This is a genomic window from Ornithinimicrobium cryptoxanthini (genome assembly GCF_023923205.1).
Taxonomy (GTDB): Bacteria; Actinomycetota; Actinomycetes; order Actinomycetales; family Dermatophilaceae; genus Ornithinicoccus; species Ornithinicoccus cryptoxanthini.
In genome coordinates, this window is sequence record NZ_CP099490.1 from 1,729,072 (window position 1) to 1,745,137 (window position 16,066).

At 56.0% G+C, this 16,066-nt stretch carries 18 protein-coding genes; all 18 read left to right on the top strand.

Annotated elements, in window-relative coordinates; all coding sequences use genetic code 11:
* Window positions 1-13: 13 nt before the first annotated feature.
* The 18 genes from NF557_RS07930 to NF557_RS07995 all read left to right on the top strand — a co-directional run bounded on the left by NF557_RS07930 (window position 14) and on the right by NF557_RS07995 (window position 15,876).
* Entirely contained in the window at window positions 14-373 is a 360-nt protein-coding gene (locus NF557_RS07930; protein WP_252623482.1) for a hypothetical protein, read from the top strand.
* Window positions 374-951: 578 nt separating this feature from the next.
* Window positions 952-1,248, top strand: coding sequence for a transposase (locus tag NF557_RS07935; RefSeq protein WP_252624337.1), 297 nt, complete (start codon window positions 952-954; stop codon window positions 1,246-1,248).
* Between the two features lie 67 nt (window positions 1,249-1,315).
* Window positions 1,316-2,008 carry a GntR family transcriptional regulator gene (locus NF557_RS07940; protein ID WP_252623484.1) on the top strand — a complete coding sequence of 231 codons (693 nt, stop codon included), beginning with the start codon at window positions 1,316-1,318 and terminating at the stop codon, window positions 2,006-2,008.
* The gene (locus NF557_RS07945; RefSeq protein ID WP_252623485.1) at window positions 2,005-2,814 is read left to right on the top strand and encodes a carbon-nitrogen family hydrolase; all 810 of its coding nucleotides are present in this window, start codon (window positions 2,005-2,007) and stop codon (window positions 2,812-2,814) included. The genes NF557_RS07940 and NF557_RS07945 overlap by 4 nt, the downstream gene beginning before the upstream one ends.
* Before the next feature lies 1 nt (window position 2,815).
* A complete protein-coding gene (locus tag NF557_RS07950) occupies window positions 2,816-3,508 on the top strand; it encodes a DUF2848 family protein (protein WP_252623487.1) in 693 nt (230 codons plus the stop codon).
* Entirely contained in the window at window positions 3,501-4,952 is a 1,452-nt protein-coding gene (locus NF557_RS07955) for a 4-hydroxyphenylacetate 3-hydroxylase family protein (RefSeq protein ID WP_252623489.1), read from the top strand. Before NF557_RS07950 ends, NF557_RS07955 begins: the two co-directional genes overlap by 8 nt.
* 19 nt (window positions 4,953-4,971) lie before the next feature.
* On the top strand, window positions 4,972-5,319 hold the full coding sequence (locus NF557_RS07960; protein ID WP_252623490.1) for a cupin domain-containing protein: 348 nt from the start codon (window positions 4,972-4,974) through the stop codon (window positions 5,317-5,319).
* A gap of 35 nt (window positions 5,320-5,354) precedes the next feature.
* Window positions 5,355-5,840 carry a flavin reductase family protein gene (locus NF557_RS17710; protein ID WP_306255017.1) on the top strand — a complete coding sequence of 162 codons (486 nt, stop codon included), beginning with the start codon at window positions 5,355-5,357 and terminating at the stop codon, window positions 5,838-5,840.
* Window positions 5,841-5,937: 97 nt separating this feature from the next.
* A complete protein-coding gene (locus tag NF557_RS07965; RefSeq protein ID WP_252623492.1) occupies window positions 5,938-6,975 on the top strand; it encodes an ABC transporter substrate-binding protein in 1,038 nt (345 codons plus the stop codon).
* 131 nt (window positions 6,976-7,106) lie between these two features.
* Entirely contained in the window at window positions 7,107-7,808 is a 702-nt protein-coding gene (locus NF557_RS07970) for an ABC transporter ATP-binding protein (RefSeq protein ID WP_252623494.1), read from the top strand.
* The gene (locus NF557_RS07975) at window positions 7,808-8,674 is read left to right on the top strand and encodes an ABC transporter permease (RefSeq protein WP_252623496.1); all 867 of its coding nucleotides are present in this window, start codon (window positions 7,808-7,810) and stop codon (window positions 8,672-8,674) included. The genes NF557_RS07970 and NF557_RS07975 overlap by 1 nt, the downstream gene beginning before the upstream one ends.
* On the top strand, window positions 8,671-10,407 hold the full coding sequence (locus NF557_RS07980; RefSeq protein WP_252623498.1) for a thiamine pyrophosphate-binding protein: 1,737 nt from the start codon (window positions 8,671-8,673) through the stop codon (window positions 10,405-10,407). Before NF557_RS07975 ends, NF557_RS07980 begins: the two co-directional genes overlap by 4 nt.
* On the top strand, window positions 10,404-11,540 hold the full coding sequence (locus NF557_RS07985) for a CaiB/BaiF CoA transferase family protein (protein WP_252623500.1): 1,137 nt from the start codon (window positions 10,404-10,406) through the stop codon (window positions 11,538-11,540). The genes NF557_RS07980 and NF557_RS07985 overlap by 4 nt, the downstream gene beginning before the upstream one ends.
* A gap of 1 nt (window position 11,541) precedes the next feature.
* The gene (locus tag NF557_RS17795) at window positions 11,542-12,696 is read left to right on the top strand and encodes an acyl-CoA dehydrogenase family protein (protein ID WP_370584438.1); all 1,155 of its coding nucleotides are present in this window, start codon (window positions 11,542-11,544) and stop codon (window positions 12,694-12,696) included.
* 232 nt (window positions 12,697-12,928) lie between these two features.
* Window positions 12,929-13,675 carry an acyl-CoA dehydrogenase family protein gene (locus NF557_RS17800; RefSeq protein WP_370584440.1) on the top strand — a complete coding sequence of 249 codons (747 nt, stop codon included), beginning with the start codon at window positions 12,929-12,931 and terminating at the stop codon, window positions 13,673-13,675.
* Entirely contained in the window at window positions 13,672-14,490 is an 819-nt protein-coding gene (locus tag NF557_RS07990) for an enoyl-CoA hydratase-related protein (RefSeq protein WP_252623502.1), read from the top strand. The genes NF557_RS17800 and NF557_RS07990 overlap by 4 nt, the downstream gene beginning before the upstream one ends.
* An 11-nt stretch (window positions 14,491-14,501) precedes the next feature.
* Window positions 14,502-15,323 carry an alpha/beta fold hydrolase gene (locus NF557_RS17805; protein ID WP_370584439.1) on the top strand — a complete coding sequence of 274 codons (822 nt, stop codon included), beginning with the start codon at window positions 14,502-14,504 and terminating at the stop codon, window positions 15,321-15,323.
* On the top strand, window positions 15,316-15,876 hold the full coding sequence (locus NF557_RS07995) for an FAD synthetase family protein (protein ID WP_252624018.1): 561 nt from the start codon (window positions 15,316-15,318) through the stop codon (window positions 15,874-15,876). The genes NF557_RS17805 and NF557_RS07995 overlap by 8 nt, the downstream gene beginning before the upstream one ends.
* Window positions 15,877-16,066: the final 190 nt, after the last annotated feature.

Here is a 16,066-nt window from a genome sequence, read left to right on the forward strand (position 1 = left end):
GAAGGAGAGTTGCGTGGATCAGTTGCTGAGACAGCAGGCTCGGGCGCGTGCTCGGCAGGCGCGGACGAAGGTGCGCCAGGAGCAGGCGAAGCGGGAGCGGCGGCTTGCGAAGTGGGGCGAGGCGGTGGCCGTGGCCCTGGCCGAGCGGGACGCGATGGTGACCGACTGCGAGCAGCGGGCGGGGCGGGCGCTGCGGTCCATGATCGAGGCAGAGGAGTTGAGCACGCAGGAGGCGTTGGCGTGGTGCGGTGACGACACGTTGACGGGACGGGAGGTCCACCGGCTCATCCGCGGCGTGGCTGACGGCGAACAGGCGCATGACTCCGACGAAGACCCGCGTGCGGAATGCACCGATCACACCATGCTGGGGTGACCGCACGGCGCTTGTCGGAGGCGCGGGGCGGCTCTGCTCTCAACTGCGCTGCGAGGCCTACGATGAGCGGTCGGAGTGGGGCTGGTCCACGGTAGAGGGACCTGGGCGAGTGGTCAGAGTAACCTGCCTCGCGGGCTGTGCCGTACGCGAAACAGTTCCCCGTCCCGCCCGAGGTGCAGGTGAACCCACTCGACCTTGTGCTGCCCCGCCGAGGGGTTCTCCAAAGATGCGGTCGACAGGATGTAGGCGCCGAAGAGTCCGGCAAGCTCGTGAAAGGCGTCGACAGCACTCTGGACGGGCGGGCATCAATGCTTAACAGCCGGGGATCTCGCCCTTCCTCATACGTCTCGCGGGTCGACGGCTGGATGACTTCCATCCTCGCGCTGAAGTCGCTACGTATTGTCTATGTCGATGTACAGGATCTTGTGCACGGGTCCTCGGAGGTAGCGCGGGTGGTGTGGGCATCTTGTTAGGCCAGAGCCGTTCTCCGCGTGCACCTCGCCGGACACACAGGGCACCGCCACGGGCGTGCTAGCCAAGTGGACAGTGTCGGGGCGGGGCGGTACCGTCTGCTGCCGGTGGCGGAGAAGCCACTGCGTTACCGGTTCCTGCACGTGCCCGCACGGCTCACCCACGGCGACCGCCGACAACGCCCGCGGATCCCGTCGACCTGGCCCTGGGCCACCGCGATCGTGGACATCTTCGCCAACATCGCAGCATTCCGCACCCGCCTGGTCCTGGCCGGTCCACCCATGACATCGCCCGGAGAACCGCAGCCCGGCAGCGCCAGTCAGTACCACAGCGTGCCCGCGCACACCCAGTCGAGCCGCCACGACGGTCAGGCCCTCGTCGCCGTCCTCAGCACAACCTCATGAAAGTCCGGAGCTAGAGCGGAGCTAGAGCGAGCTAGGGCCTTGTGCACCCGGTAGCCATCGTGTATACATGTTGTCTATGACACGGCAACGGGCCCAGCCCAGCGCGCAGGATCGCGCGTATGGCTGGCTGAAGGAGTACGTCGCGGCACTGCCCGGCACGCAAGGCAGATTCCTCACGGAGGCCGAAGTCTGCGCAGAGACCGGCCTCTCCAGAACGCCTGTGCGCGAGGCTCTCTTGCGCCTCGAAGCCGAACAATTCATCGAAATAATGCCCAATAAAGGGGCATACATACCACCCATCACAGAGAGACAAGTCGCTCACCTCATGGATGCTCGCGCTCTCGTCGAAGACTGGTGCGTAAGACGCTCTGTCGAACTAAGTCAGCACATTGTACCTCGACTCCAAAACATAATAGCTGAGCAAAAAGGGCTTAAAGATCGTCCTGTTGACTTCATAAATTGCGATAGAGAGTTTCATCGAACCATTGTTGCAGCAGCAGGGAACGAGGTCATAGCCAACATCTACGAATCCCTCCGGGACCGGCAACTTCGAACCGGCCTGACCGCCCTGGCAGCATCAGCAGAGAGGACGGCCTTGGTACTTACCGAGCACCAAACCATCGTAGATGCAATCGCCACAGGAAAAGCCGATGTGGCGGCTAGAGCAGTTGAGAAGCATCTTGCCAGCACGTTGGGAGTACTCCATCGACTAAACACGGCGAAGAGTACTCCAATGCTGACCGGAAGGACGTTTACATGAAGGTCGCCCTAGTACAGATCGGAAGTCCATCGACGGAGTCTAAGTCCGAACGCATCCAGCGCGCTGAGGACATGCTCCATGACATTCCGTCGGCGGACCTTATCGTCTTCCCGGAGCTGTGGGCACCAGGTTACTTCTATTTCGATCGGTACGAAGAAAACGCAGAACCCTTGGAGGGTCCGGTCCTCGGACACGCGAGGAGGTGGGCGAAGCGGTTGTCTGCCCACGTGCACGTGGGCAGCATCATAGAGACGCGAGATGGCCAACTCTACAACACCGCCATTCTATTGGACCCCTCAGGTGATGTGGTTCAAGTGTATCGAAAAATTCACGTGTTCGGTTACCAATCTAGAGAAGCCCAATTGTTGACGGCTGGGGAAATGGTAACCACTACTGGAACGCCATTCGGTCGCCTTAGTTCCACGACCTGTTATGATCTGCGATTCCCTGCAGTCTGGGAAGCGCTCGTCAAAGAAGGCACCGATATGGCCATCGTGCCAGCAGCCTGGCCAGCCGCAAGGTTACACCACTGGCAACTATTTACCTCGGTGAGGGCTGTTGAGAACCAAATCTATGTGATTGCGTGCAACGCGGTGGGGGAGCAGGAAGGAATCTCGCTCCCCGGTCACAGCCGCGTTGTGGACCCGTGGGGGGATGTCCTTTTTGAGGCAGGTGACGAGGAGGGAATCTACATGTGCGAAGTGAATCCAGCATTAGTTGAACAGGTGCGTCGCGAGTTCCCAGTTCTCGCGGACCGCCAGAAAGTCGGTACGGGAACTAGTGCGATAGCGGAATGGAGCGTTTAGCGTGCATCAGGAACAAAACATCGGATTGAGGCTCCATGTGGTCAATGGCGAAAACTTGGAAATGCAGTCCCCGTGTCTAGTGATCGCTGGATATACAGGAAGCGATCCGGATAGCGTCGCCAGACATATTGACGAACTCCAGGCTATCGGCGTTGCCCCACCTCCATCAGTCCCAACATTCTATCGGCTGCCTTCTGACCTACTGACAACAAACGAAACCGTAGCCACCGTGGGAGATCGAACAAGTGGCGAAGCAGAGCCAGTTCTGATCCGACACGCAGGGCAATACTACATCGGCATAGGCTCTGATCATACTGACCGTGAAATAGAGAGGCTCTCCATACACGAGGCGAAAGCTGCCTGCCAGAAGCCGTTGGGACCAGTCGTTCGCCACATAGGGAGTAGCCCACAGGTTGAGTCTTGGCATCGCGTGCAACTTCGATCGTGGGTTGATGAGGAGCTGTATCAGAACGGAACGCTCACCGACATCCGCAACCCAGATGACATCCTGGATAAACTCGGCGCGCTTCCAATGAGCGGTGACTCAACCGACCTAGTCCTCTTCCTTGGAACTATTCCGATTACCGGTGGCACGTTCCATTATGGGGACTCGTGGACTGTAGAGTTGTTGTTTCCAGACGGCCAGAGCTTGCGTCACTCGTATTCCGTTAGAAAGGAGAACAACCATGCGTAGTGGTTCCCAGTACTTAGACTCCCTTGAGGCTAAGCGAGAAGTTTACGTTGACGGAAGACGGGTGGAACATGTTCTAGAGCACGAGGCCTTCCGGCCCATCGCAGAAACCATAGCAGCGCTTTACGACACGGCTTCCGATCATAAAAATCAGATGATCTACCACTCACCAGAGATTGACGCCGACGCTAACAGAGTCTTCTCGATTCCACGCACGCACGAGGAATTGGTGCTCCGCCGCAAGGCGATTGAAACTTGGGCGAACCAGACACATGGCTGGGTGGGCCGTAGTCCCGACCATGTGGGGGCGTTCATCGCCGCCTTCGCATCGAACCCCAACATGTTCGCGAGGCAACCCCACGACTTGGGGCAGAATGTTGTGAATTACCACAAGAAGATACTTCAGGAAAGTCTGTATGTATCGTACGCTATAATTCCACCACAGGTATCGAGGGCCACGACAGCGCACGGATGGGCGGGGGACTACCTGCAAGTTGGAGTTGTTGCAGAAGATGCTGATGGCATCATGGTTCGAGGCTCCCAAATGCTAGCAACTGGGGCGGTGGTCGCCGATGAATTGTTCGTATCCTGCATTAAGCCCCTCACGCCAGAAGATGCAAAATTTGCTGTCAGTTTTGCCTTGCCGATTACGACGCCGGGGTTAAAGTTGTACTGTCGGCGTCCTTACGCGTCTGGGGATACTAGCGTCTTCGACTATCCACTCACAAGCCAGTTCGATGAGACGGACTCGCTCGTTGTGTTTGATGATGTGAAAGTGCCTTGGGACCGTGTTTTTGTCAACCAGGTCCCTTCCGACCTGTCCAAACAGTTTTATGGCACGGGTGCCCACGTGATGGGAAACAGCCAAGCACAGATTCGGTTCGTGACGAAGCTCCGCTTCATGGCCGGACTGGCTCGTAAGGTGGCAGCGGTCAATGGAGCCGACAAATTTCCAGGCGTACAAGAGAAACTGGGTGAACTTGCGAGCCTTGCGTCCCTGGTTGAAGCGGCGGTATTTGCCTCCGAGTACAACGCGGAGCCGGATAACGAGGGAATGTGGCGTCCTCAAGCGAGGCCACTCTACGGTGCGATGGGTATGCAAGCGGAAATCTATCCCCGGGTCTTGGCAATCGTTCGTGATTTGACTGGGGGAGGCGTACTCCAGCTGCCTGCGACCGTGAATGACGTGCTGTCGGAGGACGAGTGGCCCGACATCGAACGCTATGTCCAGTCGCCAGGCGTGCCCGCAGTTGAACGGATAAAGTTGTTCAAACTCGTTTGGGATGCCATCGGCTCGGAATTTGCTGGACGCCACCACCAATATGAGATGTTCTATGCAGGCGCCCCGTTCATTGCCAAAGGTCATTCTTTCCGGAACTTTGACTACGATGACGCTGTGTCACGTGTCGAAGGATTCCTGTCCACGTACAAAGCCGAAGCTTTGTAATAACTTAGGAGGAACTGAAATGTCCAAGCCTGAGCATGAGTTTCATCCCGTAGACACTGTGGCGTTTACTGACTGTGAGGGATCGGTGGCATCTCTCACTGAGAGAATCCTTGCACAAGATTCAAGGGGAAATGTGACACGCATCCTCTCATTCGCACCCGGTACCGATACGACCCCGAACGGTGTCCAGCGGCACGATTTCTGGGAGGAGGTTTACATCCTCGATGGGAGCATTAGGGACATCCGCATAGACAAAACCTTCACGGCGGGGATGTACGCATGCAGGCCTCCAGGGATGCCGCATGGTCCGTGGGTCAGCGAAGACGGCTGCACAACATTCGAGGTCAGGTACGGGAGCGACTCGTAATGGCTAGCACGACAACCGCTGTGGATGCGTTGAAGATGCGGGATGCGCTCGGCCGCTTTGCGACCGGCGTGGCGGTCATAACCACTCATGACGGAGCTGGACGACCACAGGGGATGACCGTAAATTCCCTAACATCCGTTTCGTTGACGCCACCTCTCATTCTGGTTTGCTTGAGTGAGTCAGCCCGCACTACCAAAGCTGCCCTTGCAACTGGCTCGTTTGTCGCGTCTGTGTTGTCCGAGCGTCAAGAGCCTCTCGCGCGCAGATTCGCGTCGCCGGCCAATGATCATTTCGCGGACCTAGACTTGCACTATGGTGAGCATCTTCTACCGGTTATCCCGGAGGCACTTGCGCACATAGAGTGCTCGGTGGCAGATGTATTTCCAGGCGGTGACCACGTGATATTGGTTGGCCACGTGGCACGCCTGTGCGCGCGCCCAGGACAGCCACTCGCGTTCTACAGTGGCAAGTTTGGTGACTATCAAGACCGTGGCCAAGAACCAGTGAGGTGGTTCTTCTGATGTGAATCGTTCGTCCGGACTCAAGAAGTACGAGTTTCACCCCAAACGTGACTGGCAAATCAAGCTTCAACTACATTCCGACAAAGGAGTCAGAACCATGCGATACCGCAAGCTTGGAGTCTACGCAGTAGCCGTTGCCTTGATGGGTACTGCCGCCTGCAGTCAGAGCCAGCCTGATGACGGAGAGGGCGTTAGAAGTATAAACTTGACACTGTCGTCTACCGCCATGTCTTCGGGCCCTATACTTGCTGCAATCACCCAGGATACGTTCGGTGACCATGGTTTGGAGGTGAACTATACTTCGACGGCAGGTGATTCAACAACCGCACTGGCGACCGTCGCAAGCGGTCAGGCGCCATTCGCCACAGTGGGTGCGTCGACGGTTATCGATGCGCAACAGGAGGGCCTGCCCGTCCAGTTTGTGCTCAATATCGAGAGTCCTGCCGTGACCATCGCCATGCGGGACGATATTGCAGCTGAAATAATGGCTGAAACGGGTGTCGGTCCGGACTCCCCCATTGCGGAACGAGTCGAGGCGTTGCGTGGGCTCCAAATCGGCGCACCGCCAAGCGGCGGTGCAAACTATACCCTGCTTGCACTCATGCTTAACCGGAACGGGATCGACCCCGAAAGTGACGTCACACTACTGCCTTCGGACCAGCAGACTGTTGTTTCCGGAATCAAGGGCGATCGATTTGAGGTTGGTTTCTGGTCCGCCGGGGCACTAGAGGGCGCGATTGTCGACGGCGACGCGGTCAAGTGGATTGATGTGTCGGCAGGTGATATTCCTGAGTTCAGCGATTTCCTTTACATGACCGCGATCACGTCAGAAGACGTCATTAACGAAGACCCCGAGCTCGTCAATGATTTCATCGCGAGCGTTAGAGACGGCGCACAGTTGTTGATCGACGACGATGCTGATACGAAGGCCGCAATCAAGGAAGAGTTCTTTCCTACCTTGCCTGACGGCACATGGGACCTAACATGGGATAGCGCCCGCCAGGCAGTCATTCCCAACCAAACATTCACGCAGGAAGCCCTCGACTACACAGTAGAAGCGACCGAGACGGTGTACGGCAGGGTATACGAGGACCTCATGCTTGCCGATCTGGTGGTCGAGCAAGCTCGGGATTAGGGATGTGATTGAAGATGTTGGCTAGGCAGAGAGATGATGTGCTGAATCGTGAGCCGTCGACTAGACGGGAACCTGTCATCGAGCTCCGAAATGTGGCAATGGGCTTCGGTGGCCCTACTGTGATCGCCGGCGTGACTAATGAGATCCACAGAGGAGAGTTCGTTACGCTCTTTGGGCGGAGCGGGTGTGGTAAGTCCACAATGCTTAATATTGTTGCTGGATTGCTCAGCCCCATTTCTGGAGAAGTTAAGTTTGAAGGAGGTCCCGTAAAGGGGATCAACACGCATGTGAGTTACATGACACAGGAAGACACCCTTCTGCCTTGGAGAACGGTACGCAAGAACATCGAGGTACCCCTGAGACTTCGAAAGTTTAAGAAGCGTGACATTCAGGACCGAGTCGATCGCTACTTGGAACTACTCAACCTGACAGCAGCAGCGGACCGCTACCCGTCACAGTTGTCGGGCGGCATGCGCCGGCGTGCTCTGGTGGCGCGAAGTCTTGTGTATGACCCGGCGGTCATCCTGATGGATGAACCGTTCGGGGGAATCGACGCTAGTCTCCGAGAGGGGTTGCACGACGAACTTCGTAATGCTGTCGAGAAGCTTGACTTGACTGTACTCTTCGTGACCCATGACATACCGGAAGCGGCCCTCCTGTCCGATAGAGTCTTGGTATTCAGGAGCCGTGATGGTGCACCCACTTATCTCGCCACCGAAGTGAATATACCTTTTGGCGAAGAGCGAAACCTGGCAGAGGTGCGTATGTCCCCAGACTATGTCGATGTCCAAAGGGATTTGCGTATGAAACTCGAAGGAGACGAGGTGTCCTGATGAAGTCTGATACGGAGTCGCGCAAGGGCAGGGTTCTATCCCAGGAGACTTCTGTCCAGCCGCCCAATGGGGCAGCGACTCAGGAGGATGCGGTTGCTACCCGCCGACGGAGTGGGCCGCTCGTTCCCCGATGGATGATGCGGCTAATTCTGGCAGTTGTCTTTATCGGCGGCTGGGAACTAGCCTCTGGAAGGCTAGTTGAGGACTACTTCATCAGTAGTCCCTCTCGTATCGCTGTGAGGTTCTGGGAACTACTTGTGGATGGCACGTTGTTGGATAACGTTGGCGTTACAGTAATCGCCGTTGTCATTGGCTTTATTGTTGGCGCAATTGCCGCGTTGTTACTCGGGTATGCACTGGGTTCGAGTCCATACTGGGCTAGCGTCGTGGAACCGTTCATCACGACCTTCTGGAGCATACCTCGCGTGGCTTTGATCCCATTGCTAGTTATTTGGGTTGGGATCGGAACCCAACTCGCCATCACAATCTCAGCTATTCTAACCTTTTTCCTCGTCTTCTTCAATACGTACTATGGTATTCGAGAGGTAAGCCAGGGATTGATTGATGTGGTTAGGATCATGGGCGGCACCCGCCGTGATGTGGCGGTTCGTGTGAGGATTCCATCCGCATTCGTCTGGATCGCCGCAGGAATCAAGCTGTCCCTTCCAATGGCCTTAGTTGGCACCGTTACTGCTGAGATGCTCGCGTCCAACCGAGGCCTTGGGTTCTTGGTAAAGTTCTACGGTAACAGTTTTGATACTACTTCTACCTTCGCGGTACTGCTCGCCCTGCTAATTGTCGGGTTCCTCTTGGATAGGCTAGCCAACAGTGTGAGCAAGCGCGCTTTAGTGTGGAAGTCCACATGATGCCCGCGGAACATGCGACTGGCGGTGACAGGAATTATGAGGTTATTGCCAAACGCCTGCATGGAGAGCTAGCTGACTCGCCATTATACATCCTTGCTGGCGATGCGAATATGAAGCTGATTCATGCCTGCATGTGGGAAGGCATGCGCTGTCTCTCTGCCCGCCACGAGAATGCGGCCGTTTCCATGGCAGTGGGCTATGCGAAAGGTTCCGGACTCGTCGGCGTCGCGAGCACGACACAAGGCCCTGGATTAACCAATGCCGCAACCTCCATCGTCGCGGCCGTCCGGTCTCGACTCCCCGTGGTGCTATTGTGCGGCGCGGCACCTGGATCGGTCCCCGATCATCCTCAGCAACTTGATCAGACCCGCTTCTTGGAAGCATGCGGCGCCTTGGTCCTGTCTGCAGGCGACGGAGTAGACCCGGGAACGTTGGTGAGCCGGGCATTGGAAACGGCTCGTACGCAGCGAACTCTGGTGGCAGTTTCTATGCCTTCGGATTGGCAGGAGCGCGCTCCATCTAATGTGCATATGGTGCCCGTAACGGGGACGTCACCTGGCATGGACGTGGAAGCGGCCGAGGTACTCGGCGACACTGCGACGCAGGATCAGGTCGAGAAGATCGCTTCCTCTTTGCTTGCTGCGGAGCGGAGTCTCATTCTGGTGGGCCGGGGAGCGGTAAATTCAGAGAGCGCCATGCGAGATTTGCACGCTGTCGCCGAGAGGACAGGGTCTATTGTTGCGACAACGTTGCCATGTCACGGAGCGTGGGGAGAATGTCCACGAGCTGTTGGTGTCATCGGGGGCTATGCCCTTCCTGAGGCCCATGCAATGTTCAAAGAACTTGACATTGTACTCGCCGTCGGGGCTTCGCTCGGCTATCGAACCACGAAGTATGGTAGTCTTTTCGGGGAGGCGACAGAGATAGTCCAGGTTGATCATGCTGAGACGTCATTGGGACGATATACTCCCGTTTCTTCGTCCGTTTTGTCCGATAGTGGTGGATTCGCTGAGGCTCTTCGAAAGACCATCGAGGCTAGGGCGCACCCAGGTTCCGGTTATGATTGGGGAATTGCAACTGGGAAATTTCTCAGTCAAGCACGCTCGGGGGTGATAGATTCGAAGGGCGGCACGGAAAGTGGGGAGTCAAAAGGAGAGGCTCAGTGGCATCCATCCGACTTGATGCGTGCGCTTGGCTCAGTGCTGCCCACCAACCGTGCCATTGTCGTTGATGGGGGTCACTGTTCGGGTTATCCCCCAATCTATCTGGACGTACCTGATGGAAAAGCATTCTACTATTCACTCGAGTTCGGAAGCATTGCTCTTGGTTTGGGTGCGGCCATGGGCATGGCCGTGGCTCGCCCTGACCTCATCACCACCCTGGTGATCGGTGACGGTTCACTGATGATGTCGTTGGGAGAATTGGAAAGCGCGGCGCGCCAGAAAATACCAATCTTGGTGGTGCTTATAGACGATGGCGGTTACGGTGCAGAGCGACACATATTGCACCTTAACGGTCTCACTTCGGAAGAGATCTCTGACTTCGATAACCCTGAATTCGTTCCTCTGGCTAGGGCACTCGGTGTTCACGCGATGAATGTCTCCAGCAAGATGGATATGTCGAGGTTTCTTGATCAATGGTTGGCCGAGAACTCGGGACGGCCGGGCCTGATGGTGTGTAACAGTGATCCCGCGGTGCGCGGTGAGTGGCTCAGTTTAGCGTTAGATAGGTGACATTTGTGACAGCTCCACTGGATGGAATCGTAGTGGTCGAGGCCGGCAGGTTTATTAGTGCCCCCCTCGCAGGAATGATCCTTGCTGACTTCGGAGCAACGGTCATTAAGATCGAGGCGCCGGATGGAGGCGATCCATTTCGCGCATGGCGTCCGAACGAGCTTTCTCCTAGATTTGTTGCCGTTAACAGGACTAAACGCTCTCTTGCCTTGGACCTGAGAGACGCGGATGATTTACAGGCTGCTCGCCGTCTTCTAGACAAGGCTGACGTATTCATACATAACTTCAGGCAAGATTTTATTGAAACTGTTGGACTCGATCATGAAGCTCTGAGCAGGACGAACCGCCGCTTGGTCTACTGCGAAGTCAGCGGTTCCGGAAACGCGGCGTCGTTGGCAGGAACTCCAATGTACGATGCCATCGGCCAGGCTCTCTCTGGACTGACAGCTGTAACCGCAGACCCAACACAACCCGCCGGCCCATCAATGTCAGATAGTGTCACAGGATACAGCGCAGCCATGGGCATATTGGCTGCACTAAACCGCAGGCATGTGACAGGCAATGGTTCCCTGGTTCGCGCGTCAATGATTTCTTCGTCTGTCAGCTTTCTGTCTGAGCTCTACACGTATTTCCTCGTCACAGGCGAACGTCCGGACGCTCTGACGCGTGTACGACAATCGCAGAGCTTCTCGTTTCGGTGCTCAGACGGTGGCATGATTTCAATACACTTGTCTACGCCAAAGAAGTTTTGGGAAGCTTTCACGGGGGCGATCAACAGAGTCGACCTGCGACCTGACAAACGATTCACAAGCTATACCGATAGGGTGGACAACTACCTAGCCCTCCGAGACGAACTGACGGGAGAGTTCCTAACTAAACCCGCACAAGTTTGGCTCAAAATCTTGCGAGAAGTGGACGTGCCGTGTGCGGAGATAACTCAGATACCCGAGGTGCTTTCCTCACAGATCGCGGAAGAGTTGGATCTCTTGCGGCCATACGCAGATTGGCCCGAGTCGCCGGGGAGTGTCCTCCCAGCGGTGGAAATGAGTGGGATGCCGCAACCGCGCAAACCGCCGGAGCTTGGGGCGGATAATGCGTGGTTGAGGACGTTTCTTGGGGAGGGTGAGGCATAGCATGAGGAATGGCTTGTTATGGGAAAGTCTCGAGGCCCTGCTTATACCCGCGGACTCTTTTACAGAGGTCAGGCGTGAGGCGCGACAATTCCTGCGTCAATGCAAGGCTGAGAGTAGATATCACAGCAGAAGTGATAATTGGCACATAGGCTTTTCGCCGGAGTTTACCAAACTATTGGCAGGTCGCGGATGGATCGGTATGACGTGGCCGACGGAATTTGGAGGACGCGCGGCCGCGGCGGGGGAGCGGCTTGCCGTGATCGAAGAGCTTCTAGGAGCGGGGGCACCCCTGGCTGCCCATTGGGTGGGGGATAGGCAAGTAGGTCCAACGATACTGAAGTTTGGCACTGTGGAGCAGGCTCATAGATTCCTCCCGGCAATGGCAAATGGAGAGTGCTACTTTGCGCTGGGAATGTCGGAGCCTGACGCAGGATCTGACCTGGCATCCGTCCGGACGTTTGCGCGCAAACAAGAGGATGGTACCTGGGTTCTAAATGGCTCGAAGATCTGGAGCAGCCACGCTCATCGTTGTGACTATATGGTCGTCTTATGCAGAACAGATAGCACCGTCAGTAGTAAGCACGAGGGGCTAAGTCAACTGATAGTGCCGCTTCGCAGTGAAGGAGTGCAGGTGTCCCCAATACGCTCCACGGGGGGCCACAAACACTTCGCAGAAGTGTCCTTCACGAATGTCCATCTCGACAATGATGCATTACTCGGGACTGATGGTGATGGGTGGACACAGGTTCGCGCAGAACTCGCATATGAGCGCAGCGGACCCGAAAGATACCTGAGCACATGGCCGCTGATCGCAGCGATGCTCACTGAATCTCCGGGGTCTGATAGGAACCGCACTGCCGCAGTTCAATATCTGGCACGTATCCAGTCGCTGCGTTCCTTGTCCCGTGCCGTCGGGCACTTGATGGACTCTGGGAAACCTCCTGAAGTGTTGGCATGTGTGGTGAAAGACATCGGGACTTCCCTGGAATCCGATTCGGTCTTTGCCTTCGAGGCTGCTAAGGCAGATGCCGGCGACAACGATATGGATGCCAGCGAGGAACTCAAGAACCTGGCGAGACTGTTTCCGTCATTCACGTTACGCGGAGGCACTAACGAGGTACTCCGCACGGTCCTAGCGAGAGGCATTTATGAGTAGCATGCTTGGAGACATGAACCTCTTGACCGAAGGTATCCTGGCCAGTCCTCTTTGGGAATCGCATCCCGACTATCCGGATGGATGGAAGGCGGTAGTCGACTCTGGCATCACCTCCCTGGGCAAGGGGTACGGAACGCAGTCCCATGAAGTATGGACGCACGCGTTGGAGATGGCGCGGTCTATGGGGTACCACGACCTACATGCTCCCGTCGCCGACCATGTCCTTGGCAACATGCTCTTGGGAAATCTCTCCGAATCTAAGACATTTGCCCTGGCCTTCGCTACCGGACGCCGATTGGACGATGGACGTAGCCTGTGTCGGGCGAACACTCTCTGGGGTGGGGTCTCCGAAAACACGCTTGTCGTTGAAGAGGATGGACTGCGTCTACTAAATGAGAGCCTTGCTATAGTTAGCCGGGTTGGGGGGGATGGGTCATGGATCGGTGAAGCAGAGTATGATTGTGACGGTGGAGATCGCATTGCTTGGTCCGAAGTTGAGTCCGGTTGGGTGAAGGAAGCATGGTCGGTCTTGCTTCTGAGTCAAGTGTTGGGAGCCCTAGTTAGGGTAACGGATTCGGCTATAGCATACGCGGACCTGCGAGAGCAGTTCGGGCGGAAGATTCGGTCTTTCCAGAGGGTCCAAGACCTCATCTGTATAGCGGTTGAGGAAACGTTGATCATGTCAGGCTTGCTCGTCAACTGCATAACTATGGAGGAGCAGCGGTTATCCAGTTTCAATATTTCGCTTACAAGCTCACACGCGAGACAGTGCGTCCGACGGGTTGTTCAGGCGGTGCATCAAACGTATGGTGCGATGGGTTTCACGGAGGAAGCCGGCATCGGTGGCCGTACCAGCAGTGCGATAGCGTGGAGTCAGGCGGTGTCGGGATTGAATGCATGGGAAGAGAGAACTTTGGAACTTATGCCCAGACAGTGGATTGGGATGTCTTTGTTGGAACGTGAGGGAGAAGAAGAGTGACGACTGACACGGTTATTTATGATCTGCGGGATGGCGTGGCGACGCTGTGGCTTAATCGGCCATCTGCGCGAAATGCTATGAACTCACAACTGCATGAGGCGATGGAAGGCCAACTAGATCGTGCGCGGAAAGACCCCGCCGCTAGGGTGGTCGTTATTCGAGGAGCGGGGGGGACGTTTTGCGCGGGTATGGACCTAGGGGATACTTTCGTCCCCGATGCAGACCCAGCCGAAGCCCTTGACAGGGCGCAACTCGCGGCAAATTGGCGCCTCAATGTGTTGCCGAGTTTCCCAAAGCCAACCATCGCCGCAGTAGAGGGGTACTGCTTCGGCGGGGCGTTCAGCATAGTTCAAGGCTGCGACCTCGCATTTGCGGCCGAGAATGCAAGGTTTGGGCTGTCCGAGATCAATTTCATGATGTTCCCTGGTGGTCCGGTATCTCGCTCTCTTGGGTTGTCTATGACAAGCAAGGTTGCTCTCTACTACGCCATGACGGGCGAGCAGTTCAACGGGAAGTCCGCCCAAGAAATTGGCTTCATCAACGAAGCTGTCCCCGACGAGAGGCTTGATGAACGCATACGTGAAGTTGCCGCATCGCTGACTGAGAAAGACCCACATGCTCTCCGCGCGACAAAGGAGGCATACCGGTTCTCGCTGGAGATGGGTCCTGAAGCCGCGATCAACTATGCCATTGCTAAGCAAGCAGAACTTTCTGTTCGTCAGAACGATGAGTGGCGTACTGGCGGTGTGAAGGACTTCTTAGACGGGGTCTACAGGCCCGGTTTCGGTGCACGCGGTTCGAAGATTCAAGAATAGTTCGCAACTCCATGACATCGCAAGAGATTTACTTCGAGTCCCTAGGGGAAGGGCCGCCTCTATTAGCCATTCCTGGGTTAGGACTTAGCGGGGGTGCGCTCAGGGAGTTGCTAGAGACAGTGTCGCGTGTCCGAAACGTGGTTCTTATCGATCCGCCAGGCAGTGGCAACTCTCCACGTTGGTCGAGTCCGTTATCAAGCGATTCGGCATGCGATTTCGTTCTGAAAGTAATGGACGACCTTAGCATAGAATCGGCTGATTTCGTTGGCTTATCGATGGGTGGTATGGTGACGCAAGAAATGCTGATTCGGCATCCCGCCCGCGTGAGGAGCGCTGTTCTCTTATCGACTCTGGGGCGTCATACCGAATGGTCACGCCGAGTTTATGAGTTTCGGCGTGAGTTGTTGCGAGTGTCACCGGCGTTGCACTTCAATGTGTCAACCCTCCTGTTATTTGACCCGAGTTCGATCAGTGCGCACGTTGGACTCTATGAGTCACTCTTGGAGGGGATGAGGGGCGGGGATGTTGATGTCGAGGGTTACGCAGACCAATTGGAGTTCTTCATTCAACACAATGCTTTGGAGCGGTTGAAAGGAGTGACCCACAGGGTTCTCATTGTGTCAGGTGAGTCAGATTTACTATCACCTAAAGAGGCGGCACTTGATCTTGGTGCTGGTCTCGAGGCAAGTCAGGTGTTGATGGTGCCAGGAAGTGGTCATGCCTTGTGGTTACAGCACCCGGGTGTCGTTGGTAAAGCAATTATGGACTTTATCGGTAGAACGACTCAGCGGCATGAAACGGGGTCTCCTGAACTGCCTGGGCGAAATGCTTAGCTCAGGAGATAGTGTGGTGCCTCAGAATTGCTTTGGGCGAGTCGTAACTATTGGGAACTTTGACGGATTCCATATTGGTCATGTTGCCCTTGTGACGCGAGCTGTGGCCGAGGCGAAGGAGCGAGGCATCCCCTGCACGCTAATCACGTTTGATCCGCACCCACTTACCGTGTTGAGACCGGATGAGTGTCCAAGAATCCTTATGACGCTCGAAGAGAAGATCGCACGTGCGATGAGTCTGGGTGTAGATGATGTTTATCCAATTCGTTTCGATGCCGAATTTGCGGATACCACTCGTGATGAGTTTCTTGTGTCGACGCTAGTAGATCGTCTGCAGACTAGGGTGGTTATTGTTGGTCGTGACTTCCGATGTGGCAAAGGGGGGACAGGTGACATCGCGTGGCTAGAAGCAACTGCTCCTCCCTACGGAATCGAAGTGCTTGCAGAGGAGCTTGTTGTTGATGGATCTGAGAAAGTTTCCTCTAGTGCTATCCGTCTCGCGTTGGAGGAAGGGGATATCAACGCGGCGGTGCGAATGCTTGATGGCGGGTAACTGTAGGTTGGTTCGCCTGTGCGAAGGTCCACCTTGTGCCCCAGGCCAGTCGAGTATGGCCTATCAGGCTTGGTCCGATCGCGGCTATGCCATAGAGCCCCATGGAGCACTTCCTAGATGCCTATAAGAAGGGCTGTATTGAATGCCATCCCTTGGGTACAGGAAAAGCCTCTTGGCGAGTCTGACGGCG